This is a genomic window from Paenibacillus phyllosphaerae (assembly GCF_014192105.1).
GTDB classification, from domain to species: Bacteria; Bacillota; Bacilli; order Paenibacillales; family Paenibacillaceae; genus Paenibacillus_Z; species Paenibacillus_Z phyllosphaerae.
Map to the genome: position 1 here is coordinate 141,525 of NZ_JACHXK010000008.1, position 13,808 is coordinate 155,332.

Consider the following 13,808-nt stretch of genomic DNA (forward strand, 5'->3'; position numbering starts at 1 on the left):
GGAGGATTGGCGGATCTCGAGGCGTCTGCTCTCCCTGAAACAGGCGCTTCCTACTGCCGCATGCAACCGATTCAAGTCGCAAGAGAGGAGAAGTCGCCATGAATGAAACGCTGCTGTGGAAAAGAATTTGGCGGCACAAGCTGCTTTACTTGTTCATGCTGCCGGGCATCGTCTGGTTTTTCTTATTCTCTTACGTCCCGCTATACGGCATTCAGGTGGCGTTCCGGGATTTCACGTTCTCGGGAGGGTTCACCGGGAGTCCGTGGGCAGGCATGAAATACTTCCAGCAATTCTTCGACTATTATCAATCCAGCGCATTGATCCGCAATACGATTATCATTAGCGCGCTCAAGCTTCTTATAGGCTTCGCGATGCCGATCTTGCTCGCTATATTGCTGAACGAAGTACGTCAGCTCAAGTTCAAGAAAACGGTGCAGACGCTGTCCTATCTGCCGTATTTCGTCTCCTGGGTAGTCGTCGTAACGCTCATGCAGCGCCTGCTCACGCCATACGGGGGACCTGTCAATGATCTGCTTACTTCAATCGGTCTATTGAAAGAGCCGATTCAGTTCTTGAACAATACGACCTGGTTCTATCAGATTATTGTCGGCTCGGACATCTGGAAGAACATCGGCTGGAATTCGATCATCTACATGGCGGCAATGGCCGGAATCGACCAGCAGTTGTATGAGGCGGCGAAGATCGATGGAGCGGGACGGTTCCGCCAAATTTGGCATGTGACGCTCCCCGGCATCCGCAATATTGCCGTCATTCTGTTCATTCTGGCAACCGGCAGCCTGATGAGCGCAGGCTATGAACAGCTGCTTCTTCTTAACGGGCCGGCCACCGCAGCGATCGGCAGCGTGCTCGACGTGCATGTCATCGGCGCCGGGATCAGCCAAGGCCGACTCAGCTATGCCGCAGCGGTAGGTTTGTTCCAGAGCGTCATCGCGCTGGTGCTTATCCTGACGGTGAACCGGATCGCCCGTAAAGTGAGCGATGTCTCGCTCTTCTAATCGGCTAGAAAGGAGTGTTCGGCATGAAGAAGTGGCGGTTCTCGCTGTTCAACGCGCTCAACTATGCATTCTTGACGCTGTTCGGGCTTTCGATGATCTACCCGTTCATCTATATTCTCGTCTACTCGCTCAATGACGGCAAAGACTCGATGATGGGAGCGCTCTATTTTCTGCCCCGCAAATTTACGCTGGAGAATTACGCGCAAGTATTCGAGAATCACCTCATCTGGCAGGCGTACAAAATCACGATCCTGCGCACGCTGATCGGCGTCGTGCTGCACGTAACGCTCTGCACGATGATGGCTTACGCGCTGTCGAAGAAAACGCTGCCGGGCAGGACGTTTTTCACCTTCTACATCTTCCTGCCGACGATCTTCGGCGCTGGCTTCATCCCGTACTTCATCACGCTGCAGAAGCTTCATCTGATCAACAGCTTCTGGGTCTACGTGATCCCGCTGCTCTTCAACTTCATGCATATCGTCATCATCCGAACGTTCCTGCAGGGGATTCCGGAGGAACTCGAAGAGTCGGCGCGCATTGACGGATACGGCGATTTTCAGATTTTTCTCCGTATCGTACTGCCGTTGTCCGGTCCGGTACTCGCGACCATCTCGCTCTTCATCGGCGTAACGCACTGGAATGATTGGTTCAGCGGCGCTTACTATGTGTCGAACAAAGAGCTGCTCCCGGTTCAAACCTTGCTGCAGCAAATGCTAACCGAAATGGAAGCGTTGTCATCGTCGATGCAGCGAGCGGCTCAGCAGGGCGGCCAGACCGTCAACGTGAGCATGGCCGGCGCGACGCCGGAATCGCTGCGCATGGCGCTGCTCGTGATCACCGTGTTCCCGATCCTTTGTGTCTATCCGTTCCTTCAGCGGTATTTTGTGAAAGGCGTCATGCTTGGCTCGGTCAAAGGCTAGAGGATAATCGCTCCGCTTATCCAGGAGCTTTATCATATCCATTATCGCGTTCATGGAGGGGTTCGAATGAAGAAGAAGCGCAGCACAATCGCTAATACGCTGCTGGTTGCGGCAATGATGGGCACGGCGTTGATGGGATGCAGCGACAATGGCGGCGGCAACGCTAACGGCGGGAATGTTCAGACCGGCAATAAGGAAGGCAATAGCGGTACGGGGACTGAGAAGGCCGTTACACTCAAAATTCTTCACAACTGGAACGGATCAGGTACCGGCGACGTAGACGTGACGCCGATCGCCGAGGCCATTAAGGAGAAGACCGGCGTAACCGTACAGCTCGAATATACGAAGGGCAGCGAGACGGAGAAAGTGAACACGATCTTCGCCACGCAGGATTTGCCTGATATCTATACCGGACCGGCTTGGGGCGGAGAACTCGACGGCATCGTGAAGGCAGCCAAGGAAGATCAGCTCGTCGATCTGTCGGATAAACTCGCGAGCTATCCGAATCTGTCCAAGGCGATTGCCAAGGAGAACGTGCCGCCTGCGTTGTACGAGAAAGCGATCGGCGCTTTTGGCGATAAACAATATTTGCTGTATCAGAACCAGCCGGCGAGCGACAAGGATGCGATGGATTGGCTGTATGGCTTCTACGTTCGCAAGGATATTGCGGAGAAGATCGGCGTTGATCCGCAATCGGTGAAGACGAAGGATGATTTGTATCAGTTCCTGAAGAAGATTAAGGACGCGAATCTCGAGGAGAACGGCATGCCGGTTATGCCGCTCGGCGGGTTCAGCAACGGCTGGGCGGTCGGGATCGGGAATACGATGTTCTATGGCAGCGATTATCAGGACAAAGGCGACGGTACGCTCGAGCATACGTTCTTCACGAAACCGTATGAAGAATATACGTTGTTCTACCGCAAGCTGATCGCCGAAGGCTTGCTTGATCCGGAGACGTTCACCCAGACGGACCCGATCGCCAAGGAGAAAATCAATCAGGGCCGCATCGCGGTGTTGGCCGCTCACTTCCCGGCGATCTACGATGCGACCAAAGAATACGTGAAATCGCATCCGGGCAGCGATTTCGTCGCGGTGGGTCCGCTCGAGCGGGCAGGCGCCGAGCCGAATCGCCCGGTCGATCTGGGCATTCAAGGCAACAACGTGACGGTTATTACGAAAGCGTGTAAGGACGTCGATGCCGCGCTCAAGCTGCTTGATTACTTGGCTTCCGATGAAGGCTTCAAGCTCGTGCATTACGGCGTGGAAGGCGTTCATTATGATATGGTAGACGGCAAGCCAGTCGCCAAGAAGGAGTTCTTCGACAAGTTTGCCGCCGACACGACGGGCAAAGAGAAGAAGAACGTCGGCATCGGCATTGGCTTCGAATCGCTGACCGGCCAAGACCGCACGAATACGCTCGGCGGCGATATCTGGGCGGATCAGGAACGTGTAGCTGCGATGGATCAAGCTCGGGCGATTCTTCGTCCGAACGGCATCTCGGTCATCTCTGCCTACAATGCCGGCGATGTTATCGCGAAGTCGCCGCAGTGGGAGACGCTCAAGCCTTCGATGGATCAGATCGGCGACGTCTGGAAGGAAGCCGTGTTCGCCAAGTCGGACGAGGCGGCGCTCAAGGTTATTAACGCGCTGCGCGACCAGATGAACAGCACCGGTTATGCGGAAGCCATTGCGTACGTCAACGAGAACCTGAAGGGCAAAGAAGTCGTGAAACTGCAGATGGCGAACTAGCCGCGGTGAAGCGTTTGTAATCGAATAAACGAATTGTGCGAGCGGCTGCCCGAGGGGCGGCCGCTTTTGGTTATGCGTGGACAAGGAGGGGGTCTTAATAAAAATGTGGTGAGATGGAGGCATGCAACTTATGGATAACAGAACCCGTCAGTAACACCAGGAGGCGAGCACCGAATGATCAAAAAGTTAGTATTGTTCAGGAGCCGAATATCCCTCATTTCGTACACGATGTTGCTCTTCATTCTCGTGTTACAAGGCTGCGGCGTTAAACCTGATCTCGTAACAGATCCTCTTACGGACTTCGAAGGGAATTCCCAACTTTCCAGCCAAGCTGCTGCCTCCGAGGATTCGCATGTTAGAGCATCCATCGTGTCTGGAGCGGACGTTCGGTGGGTACATATGTCTTGGCCGATTCCTATGGACAAGGTAAGCCAACCCTTGATTGGTTCGAGGGATGGCAACAAAATCAATGAACTGCTCGGTTGGGTTGATCAAGCGAGGCGGATTGAACCAAGAGGGCTTACTTCCCCCTTGGATGGCCGCAGCATGGCGATCAACATCGACTACGCCAACGGCGAACGACTGCAGATCCGGCCGGCGTGGACGTGCACGAGCAGCCAAGATGAACAAGGCAATACGGAGACCTCTTGCAATTCGGTCGAAGATCGTATCTGGGTATCGAACTCGAAGGAAGGCGAGTATTTCGCCGAATCGGCAAGCTTGTATGATTTTATCCAACAAGATTATCTGGACTGGATGCCCAGCGTGGCACCTTATGAAGCTCCGGATCAACTTAAAGCAGGGGACGAGTATCTAATCCGAGGACATGGGGCTCTTGCGGATTGGGCGACTGTCGAATTGATCGAGGATAACGATACCGTCTTGCTGCAAAAGATTCCCGTGAAAGATGGAGAATGGCAAGCAAAAGGTACCCTTCCCGATAACCTGCCGGAAGGAGATTATGAGTGGCAAATCGATACGGGGGAGACTACCTACGGTGTTGCCGTTCATATCTCTCATAAGTAAATTCCCTTCCAGTATGTGGTATTATTAGTGCGAGTGAATGCTATGTATAGCTAGGAGTGAGGAGATGCGGAATTATATCAAGCTTGTTGCTGTGAATCTCTTCGTAGTCTTCGCTTTAACTGGCTGTAACGAAACGATAGCCGATCATCTGACGGAAGAAAAGATAAAACCCATCGTGAATCCAGAATCGACTTTAACACGTGTCAAAGTAAACACAGACGGGGTATGTTAGCCTACGGATACAGCCACCCCCATCCTTTTGCTGTGAACAACGAAGTGTTAGTGGACATGACCTATTATGCTAGCTATGAGATAGCTAGAGGAGATATCGTTGTTTTCAGAACAAAAGACCAGAAGGAGCAAGAAACGGATATCGCTCGAGTCGTGGGATCCTGTTACAATGCATGAAGAGGGAATACTATATTTTGGCCGATGTTCGATGGCGAGGATTTTACGATAGTCAAACCGCTGGACCTTTCCGGAAACAAGCTATTATCGGGAAGATTGTTGGGTATGACAAGCAGTAAGCAATCGTTGACTCAAATCATATCAGGGAGGACCAGCATGGCGCCAAAACATATCGTTTCTGCAGCGGCAATTGTAGTCAATGACCATAACGAAATCTTACTGATTAGAGGACCCAAACGAGGGTGGGAGATGCCTGGCGGGCAGGTCGAAGAGGGAGAATCGCTGAAAGATGCGGCGATCAGGGAGACGAAGGAAGAGAGCGGCATCGATATCGAAGTGACGAAGTTTTGCGGCGTTTTTCAAAATGTAGGCGCTGGTATCTGTAATACGTTATTTCTCGGCAGACCCGTGGGTGGAGAGTTAACGACGACCAACGAGTCTTTAGAAGTAGGATATTTTCCAATCGAGACCGCATTAGAGATGGTCAGTTGGGGGAATTTCAGAGAACGAATCGAGCTCTGCCTGAATGAAGAGGCGCATCCTATTTATGTGGAGTTTTCCATTCCGCTGAAGGAGTGCTGAATAAAATTCCATACGCTTTTATGCAAAAAACAACCTTGGCCGCAAGTAAGCCAAGGTTATTTTTGGTTTTCGAGGCCGTATATACATAGCTTGTGCTTGTCCAAGACGTTTATCCTCCATCTGCATTCGTCAGCTGCCGGCATCCGTTTGCCGTGACGTCAGCCTGTCCAGCAGCAAGCCGTCCGATGCGGCATTCTCGCCTGTAATGAAGGTTGTCATGTAGGTCGACAGATATTCGCCATATCGGCTGTCCGTTTGCAACAGCAGCTCGTCTACCCAATATACGCCATCGGGTATATCGTCTAGCAGCAGCGTCGCAAGCGCGCCATAGAGACCGCAGGCCACTTGCAGATAGGTCGCATTCACGGCAAAGACCGGGTAGATGTCGGAGCTGCGCATGACGTTGTACATATAGCGTTCATGGTCCGGGTATACGAGCAGCACGCCGACCAGATCTTCTCCGTCCAATTCGGCTTCCTTAGGGTTCAGCACATGCAGATCCCAATCCCAAAGCTCGTCCGTCCGGTCCAGATTCGCCCGAATGAGCGCCGTCATTTCCTCGCTTACCCGATAGATGAATCCCATCTCCATGTCGAACGTTTGCGCGAGCGACAGAATCTCCTCATGCGGCATCAAGCAGCCGTAGAATTGCTTGTCTCCCAACGTAACCTTGAATTCCTGCTCATAGACGTCGCGGTACATCATATGCGGGATATGCTTGGTGACGTACATCGGATAGTTGTCGATCGCTTCATCCAAGAAACATTCCGGTGACCAGGTCGAATAGATCGTATTCGGCTGAGCAAGTGTTCTATCTTTGAAAAAAGTCGTGTCCTGTTCGACGATGTAGCATCCGATCGGCTTCTCGCCGGGATGTTGATGCATAAGCGTAAGCGCCATCCACTGGACGACGCCGGGATTCATGCCCGACCCGATGATCGCTTTCATGCGGGGAAAACGGCTGCGATGCTCTTGGAAAATACGGAAACGCTCGAGCAGCGTATAGCCTTCAAGCTTCTCATTATTGTCGACCATTACATTCTCAAGCGCGGTATTGACATACGCTACGCCCATTTCATGGCAGCAATCCAGCATATCGACCGTGTCTGCCCAGGAGACGTCGATGACATGAGTCGTTCCCGTCTCGGCCAAATGTTGACGGAAGCGGTCGAGGTCATCCAGATCGAATTGATGCAACACGAAGGCGTTCGGCCGAAACGAGTCAAGGATTTGATCGTAATACGCCCGGTTTTTCTGCTCGCGGTCGATCAAATGCAACGTACAGCTGTTGATAGGCATATGAATCGGATCGCCGGCATATTGATGCGAGTGGTTTAGTATCGCGAGAATAGCTTTGGCAACGCCGCCGCCGCTTCCGAGCAGCGTGATAATGATGTCGTTCTTCTTCATTCTTCTCACCCCCTCTATGAATAATGTATTCATAGAATCGGAAGCGGACCGCGCACCTGCACGAGGGGGAAAGCCTATTTCACGACGCATTCGCATTGTCGCTTAATTACATGCCGATTCCGGTTCATATGGCGCTTAGTTGAATTGTTTGAAACCGCTTACGTACCTACAATGAAGATGAGTAGTCCCGCAATACATAATGGGAGGGGCACATACGATGAGCAAAATTCGCGTGGGCATGATCGGCACCGGCGGCATGGCCGGATGGCATGCCAAACAGCTGTTGGAATTGCCGGAGGTACAGATCACGGCGCTGACGGATACCAACGAACGCAACCGGCAAGCTTTCGCCGAGAAGTTCGATTTGCAGGAAGCAAGCCTGTTCGCTGACTATGAGGCGATGCTGGATCAAGCCGAGCTCGATGCAGTCGTAATCTGTTCGCCGCATACGCTCCACTTTCAGCAAGCATACGATGTGCTGACTAAAGGGCTGCATGTGCTCATCGAGAAGCCGATGACCTGCTCTTCAGCGGAAGCCGAGCTGCTGATCCATACCGCGAAGCAGGCGGGCAAGGTGATGCAGGTTTCGTATCAGCGGCATTTTCAACCCGAGTTCCTCTACATTAAGGAGGCTATCGCAAGCGGTTCGATCGGCAAACTGACTTCGATTACGGCCTCGCTCTATCAAGAATGGCAGCAAGGCACGACGGGTTCGTGGCGGCAGGAACCGGCTTTATCGGGTGGCGGATTCCTGATGGACTCCGGCAGCCATATCATCGACGTCTTGCTGTGGACCACGGGACTTACGCCGGTCGATGTGAAGCCCCAGCTTCATAGACACGGCACGCCCGTGGAGATCGATACGTTCACGTCCATCAGGTTCGCGGAAGGTGCGTTGGCGGGACTGAATCTGGTCGGGTATGCCCCTTGCTGGCATGAAACCTTCGTGTTCTGCGGCGAAGAGGGCGGTATATTCTACGAGAACGGCAAAGTCACGCTGCGACGCTACCGTGAGGAAGCGGTCATTCCCGAACTGCCGGAGCCGGTTACGAATCAAGACAAGAGTTTCATCGACGCGATCCTTGGCCGGCATGACGTGCTCGTACCGGGCGAATTCGCCTTAAAGGTCGTTAAATGTTCCGAAATGATCTATCAAGCCGCCGGATATGTGCCGGATGCGCCAATTCAATCGGAAGGGGAAACAACTTCATGAGATATCCGATCGGAATGAGAATACCGCCGCGAATCGGGGAGCAGGGCATCCATTACACCGTTCAATGGGCGGCGGAAGCCGGACTTGATCTACTGGACGTTCCGCAGTTGACTCCCGAGATCAAGCAAGCCTGCGACGCGCGCGGGATCGGAATTGGTTCGGTCGACGCGCAGCATACCTCCCGTCTATTGAGCCGTAATCCGGAAGTGAGGAGCGAAGCCGTCGAATCGTTCAAGCTGCAGATCGACCAGATCGCCGAACTGGGCGGACGCGTGATGTTCCTGTGCCTAGTCCCGGAAGATCATACGCTCCCAAGGCGCGAAGGCTTCGCGATCTGGAAGGAAACCTTCCCGGAGATCGTTCGCCATGCGGAGCAGCAAGGCGTATATATGGCAATCGAAGGCTGGCCTGGACCGGCGCCTCATTATTCGACGTTAGGCTGTACGCCGGAGATGTGGAGAGCGATGTTCGAGGCGATTCCGTCGAAGCATTTTGGCCTGAACTATGATCCTTCCCATCTCGTTCGGCTTGGAATCGATTATCTGCGCGCGCTGACCGAGTTCGGGGACCGAATCGTACACTGCCACGGCAAGGATACGGAGATTCTGCATGACGAGCTCTACGAATGCGGCATTCTTCCGTCGACATTCGAGTCCAAGTATGCCTTCTCGGAAGGTTCGTGGCGATATACGATTCCTGGACATGGCGACGTGGAATGGAACAAAGTTGCCGTACGGCTCGAGCAGATCGGCTATCAAGGCGCAATCTCCATCGAGCTCGAGGACCATCGGTATTGGGGATCGATCGAAGCGGAGCAGCAAGGAATCGTGAAAGCAGCAAGTCATCTTGCGCAATATTTCAGATAGTATTGTCCGACGATAAGGATGATCGACGAAGCCGCGTCATTTACGCGGCTTTTTCTATTGGCAGCAATCCCGTTATAATAGGAGGTAGTGTTTGCAGGAAGGAATGAATCGTATCGTGAACGTGATTGTTATCGGAGCGGGCATCGCCGGCGCTTCAACGGCCTATCAGCTAGCCAAGCTGGGCGCGAATGTCCGCATCGTCGACCGTAAAGATCCTGGACAGGCTACCGATGCGGCGGCCGGCATTATTTGTCCATGGCTGTCGCAGCGGCGCAATAAAGCTTGGTATCGATTGGCCCAAGCCGGCGCGCGTTATTACCCTGAGCTCATTGCGGAGCTTGAACGGGAAGGAGAGACCGCGACCGGTTATGCTCAAGTCGGTGCGTTAAGCTTGCATAGGGAGCCGGAGAAGTTGGACCGGATGGAAGAGCGAGCGCAGATGCGCAGAGAAGATGCCCCCGAGCTGGGCGAAATTACCCGGATGGATGAACATCGCACCCGCTCGTCGTTCCCGTTGCTTGATGAAGGATATGGTGCCGTCCATATTAGCGGGGCTGCCCGCGTCGACGGCCGCGCGCTTCGGGATGCGCTGCTGCGCTCCGCTCAGCGGAATGGCGCAAAGATTATCTATGGAGACGCTGCTATCGATTTTCAAGAGAATCGTGCGACAGGCATTACCGTCAATGGCAGCCAATACTCGGCAGATCGGGTAGTCGTATGTGCGGGAGCTTGGGCGGGGCCATTGCTGCAGCCGCTCGGTATCGATTTCAAGGTAAACTACCAGAAGGCGCAGATCATGCATCTGCAGGCTTCGGACGCTGTGCCGAGCACGGACGGCTGGCCGGTCGTCATTCCGCCAACCGATCAATATTTGCTCGCGTTCGAACAGCGGAAGCTGGTCATTGGCGCGACGCACGAGAACGATATCGAAGGTTATGACACGAGAATTACGCCGGCGGGCATGCACGAGGTATTGAGCAAAGGGCTTGCTTTGGCCCCTGGTCTGGCCGATTGCGAGTTCCGGGAAGTCCGGGTCGGGTTCCGTCCTTTTACGGCCGACTTCTTGCCGGTGATCGGCGCTATTCCGGGTTGGGAGGGGCTTCTCGCCGCGAACGGACTTGGCGCATCCGGATTGACGGTCGGCCCCTATGTCGGCAGCCAGCTTGCGAAGCTTGCGCTAGGCATGGAGCTTGCGATCGATCTGGCCGATTACGACATCCGCAAGGCGCTTGGCCAATAATGCCCAGGCATTCTATATGATGAAGGGAAACGCCATGACGAACATCAACGATTTTAACGCGCTGAAGTATTTTAAATATTTGGCTATCCCGATCTTGGTCGTCCTTGCAGGAGGTACATTCTACTTCCAAGCAAAGACGAATCAGACGATCGAGGCGGTCCAAGAACATTTTGCGCCATGCACGGATGTAGAGATTCAAGGCGCGCCGGCTAACCCGTCGATCGTACAAGCCTGCGGCAAGTCCTACTCGGTTTCGGTCGATGACCGATGGAATCCCCTCCGGCGCGTCACGGTGAGCGAAGCGGTCGAGCAATAGAGCGGCATACAGATACAGACGAAGTATTATTTGCCATGAATCCACTTTCCGAAGTGGATTTTTTGCGTTGCTCCCCTTCCTCCTAATTCGAACAAATTTCGCGTTATCCGTACTTTGTACCTATAGTTTCACGATTAGGTATTACTGGTAACCAATGACAACAGACACTGGTGATATGACACAATAAAAGGTAAATTCTGTGTGTAGAGAGGATAACGAAACGCAAAGATTGGGATTGGTCAGCAGGCGTTACCTGCTCGCAAAATTTCATTGTAAAGGGGAACTATTCATGTCCAGCAATCAAGAACCGATGATCAAGCTTCAGCCCGGCGGTACGGCGCCGATCCTAAGTTATAATGTGCCAGAACCGACTGCCTACAGCGGCCGGAACTTCATTGACATACAGTTCCCGGACAGCTACTTCACGCCGAGCACGGTTGCAAGCGCTAACGCATTCAGCTCGCAGGCAAGCGGCGGAGAAGCGTCGCTAACTGCGCCGGCCGATGAGAATGCGAGCAAGTCGCTCAGCGCGCTCGCTTCGATTCCTGCCGATGAGCGGGTAAGCCCAAGCCTGGCGAAACTGACCGAAGAAGAAGTGCTCCGGATGGAAGCATCGGGCAAAAAGCTCAACTTGTACAAATCCATGACGGGCGCGCTTACGTATAACTTCGTTGACAACATTGTCGGCGACGAGCAGCCGTTCGCTGCGGGCACGCCGTCTCTGGCAGCCGGGCGATTGGCTGGCCTTGCCGCGCAACAGCCGATTGACGAGCCGATTCCGACGCTGCGCCCGATCGATGACGGCACCGGCGGCGGAGATCTCCCGGATCCTGTCGTCGTATCGGTCTATATCTCGTCACCGGCAGCGAACGGTACGATTAATGGCGCGCATACCGGCGCGGTGTTCAATGTATACGGCAACGCGAGCGTCGACTCCGGCGATGCAGCGATCACGAAAGTCTTGGTGCAGATCGGCAGCGGATCTTTCCAGACCGCACAACTCGGAGGCGACGGTTCCTGGTCGCTTGACAATGTAACCATCACAACTGCCGGCCAAGTTGCCATTACGGCCAAAGCTTACGCCGGAACTAAAATCTCGACCCATAAAATTACCGTCAACGTTACGATCGCGGCGGCGCCTGACGTCACGCTGCCGTCGCTTGCGATCACGGCTCCGGCTCCGGGTCAATTCTTCTCCGCGAACGGAGCAGCGACGGCGAATGTTACGATCGAAGGGACCGCTTCCGATGACCGCGCGCTTGGCAAAGTGGAAATCTCGCTTGATAACGGCGCGTTCATCGCAGCCGAGTCCAGCAATAACTACGTGAATTGGCGCAAGACGATCAGCGTTGCTCCAGGCAATCATACCCTTACCGTCAAATGTACCGACGCGGCAGGCAACGTCACGACCAAAAGCCAGACGCTCGCGGTCGATGCCTCTCCTCCTAGCCTTGCCATCACCGCTCCGCTCAACAATGCGCAAATCGCGGGTACCAACTCCAAAGGCGCCGTCATCGAAGTGACGGGTACCGCTTCGGACGAAGGCGGAATCAAGCTTGTCGAAGTCTCGCTCAACCTTAATCCGGTCTTTATTCGCGCATCGGAGAAGGCGCCGGGCGACTGGTCGTCATGGAAAGCAACGCTCAGCGTTACGGAGCCGGGCATCCATATCGTAACTGCTCGCTGCACGGACGCTGCGGGGAATTCCATCGAGAAGACAGTCTCGGTGAACGTTACGATTCTGCCCGAAGTCAGCTCCAGGCTGAAACGAATTATTCTCGTCGAGTCCTACCGGATGTCATCCTTCCTCGGCAATTACGGCGCCGGCCGCACGATCAAGACGTTCTCCCTGCTGCCGGGCGAGAAGACCAAGATCAGCATTCGTTCGTATACGCAGAATGAGCAAACGGCCAAAAACGCTTCCACCATTCTCGATTCCGTTACCGACGAAATCGCCGACGAGTTCGAAAAATCGATGGGGAACGAGCAGACCGATCAGAAGAATTACAAGGAAAGCTTCGAGTACAAGGTAAGCGCCGAAGCCGGGGCAAGCTGGGGATGGGGCAGCGCATCGGTGAGCGCGAGCGCCAGCGGCGGAACGAACGCGGCCCGTGAACAGTTCGCGCGCAATATCTCGAACAGCACGCAGAAGCATGTCGCCAGGGCATCCGCTCGCCGTGACGTGCAGATCAACACGAACTACGAAGAGAAGACGACGTCGGGCGAAGAGTCCGCGCTGATCCGCGAGATCGAGAACATCAACGTCGGCCGCTCGCTCAACTTCGTGTTCCGTCAGATGAACCAGGAATTTATTACGCTCTTGCATTTGGTCGACATGCGCATCGGTTTCTTCAAGGTCGACATGGTAAACGGCGTAGAGAAGCACACGTACAAGGAAGTGACGCTCCCGCAGCTGGATGCGCTGCTGGCGGAGATTATTCTCCCGGAGAAACGGACAGAGGTACGCAATTCGATCATTAACCAGCTGACGAATATTTTCGACTATCAGGATAAGCATCACCGGTTCGTCGAGGATACGCCATTCAAGGACGAGAACGGCAACGTCATTCCGCTGTCCAACTACTTGCGCGTCAAAAAAGATTACGTCTCGACGTACAATGACGAAGCCAGCGGCACGAAAATTTCGGTACCGGGCATCATCCTGGCGGCCAATCGCCACGTACTGCGTACGGAGGGCGTCATCGTGGAAGCGCTCCTCGGTCAAGGAGAGGCGCTCGACAACTACTCGCGCAACCTGCAGACGGAGACGGTACGCGAGAAGTCGCTGAAGAACAATATGCTCGAGACGGAGATCCGCATGAAGCAGATGGCGCTCGAAATTCTCGAATCGCGCGATGAGCTGGCCGCCAAGCTATATAGCATTATTAATCCGTCAACTACGGAAGCAACGACGGAAGAAGCAGCCGAAACGACGACAACGCTAACCAACAACGGCGTATTGATTTAACGGAACCGACAGCCGCAATAGGGAGAGGCACAGCGTACTAGAAGCGGCACGCTATATGAATATAATGCAACCCGCAACAATGGCGTATCCACTG

At 54.0% G+C, this 13,808-nt stretch carries 11 protein-coding genes; 10 read left to right on the forward strand and 1 reads right to left on the reverse strand.

What is annotated here, in order from left to right:
• The first annotated feature begins 98 nt into the window (after window positions 1–98).
• The 5 genes from FHS18_RS18320 (at window position 99) to FHS18_RS18340 (ending at window position 5,701) form a co-directional block, all read left to right on the forward strand.
• Window positions 99–1,016 carry an ABC transporter permease gene (locus tag FHS18_RS18320; RefSeq protein WP_183601544.1) on the forward strand — a complete coding sequence of 306 codons (918 nt, stop codon included), beginning with the start codon at window positions 99–101 and terminating at the stop codon, window positions 1,014–1,016.
• 23 nt (window positions 1,017–1,039) lie between these two features.
• Entirely contained in the window at window positions 1,040–1,936 is an 897-nt protein-coding gene (locus FHS18_RS18325; protein WP_183601545.1) for a carbohydrate ABC transporter permease, read from the forward strand.
• Window positions 1,937–2,002: 66 nt separating this feature from the next.
• Window positions 2,003–3,685, forward strand: coding sequence for an extracellular solute-binding protein (locus FHS18_RS18330; protein WP_183601546.1), 1,683 nt, complete (start codon window positions 2,003–2,005; stop codon window positions 3,683–3,685).
• A gap of 174 nt (window positions 3,686–3,859) precedes the next feature.
• Window positions 3,860–4,711: a hypothetical protein gene (locus FHS18_RS18335; protein WP_183601547.1), complete on the forward strand. Its 852-nt coding sequence runs from the start codon at window positions 3,860–3,862 to the stop codon at window positions 4,709–4,711.
• Between the two features lie 564 nt (window positions 4,712–5,275).
• On the forward strand, window positions 5,276–5,701 hold the full coding sequence (locus tag FHS18_RS18340; protein ID WP_183601548.1) for an NUDIX hydrolase: 426 nt from the start codon (window positions 5,276–5,278) through the stop codon (window positions 5,699–5,701).
• A 129-nt stretch (window positions 5,702–5,830) separates the two neighbouring features.
• Here the strand turns inward: FHS18_RS18340 and FHS18_RS18345 are convergent, their stop codons facing one another.
• Window positions 5,831–7,111 (reverse strand): saccharopine dehydrogenase NADP-binding domain-containing protein, encoded by a 1,281-nt coding sequence (locus FHS18_RS18345; RefSeq protein ID WP_183601549.1) that lies wholly within the window; start codon window positions 7,109–7,111, stop codon window positions 5,831–5,833.
• 217 nt (window positions 7,112–7,328) lie between these two features.
• Between FHS18_RS18345 and FHS18_RS18350 the strand changes: the two genes are divergently transcribed.
• The 5 genes from FHS18_RS18350 to FHS18_RS18370 all read left to right on the forward strand — a co-directional run bounded on the left by FHS18_RS18350 (window position 7,329) and on the right by FHS18_RS18370 (window position 13,714).
• On the forward strand, window positions 7,329–8,324 hold the full coding sequence (locus FHS18_RS18350) for a Gfo/Idh/MocA family protein (protein WP_183601550.1): 996 nt from the start codon (window positions 7,329–7,331) through the stop codon (window positions 8,322–8,324).
• Window positions 8,321–9,190: a sugar phosphate isomerase/epimerase family protein gene (locus FHS18_RS18355; RefSeq protein WP_183601551.1), complete on the forward strand. Its 870-nt coding sequence runs from the start codon at window positions 8,321–8,323 to the stop codon at window positions 9,188–9,190. The genes FHS18_RS18350 and FHS18_RS18355 overlap by 4 nt, the downstream gene beginning before the upstream one ends.
• Window positions 9,191–9,302: 112 nt before the next feature.
• The gene (locus FHS18_RS18360; protein ID WP_183601634.1) at window positions 9,303–10,430 is read left to right on the forward strand and encodes an FAD-dependent oxidoreductase; all 1,128 of its coding nucleotides are present in this window, start codon (window positions 9,303–9,305) and stop codon (window positions 10,428–10,430) included.
• 34 nt (window positions 10,431–10,464) lie between these two features.
• Entirely contained in the window at window positions 10,465–10,746 is a 282-nt protein-coding gene (locus FHS18_RS18365) for a hypothetical protein (RefSeq protein ID WP_183601552.1), read from the forward strand.
• A 289-nt stretch (window positions 10,747–11,035) separates the two neighbouring features.
• Entirely contained in the window at window positions 11,036–13,714 is a 2,679-nt protein-coding gene (locus FHS18_RS18370) for an Ig-like domain-containing protein (protein ID WP_183601553.1), read from the forward strand.
• Window positions 13,715–13,808: the final 94 nt, after the last annotated feature.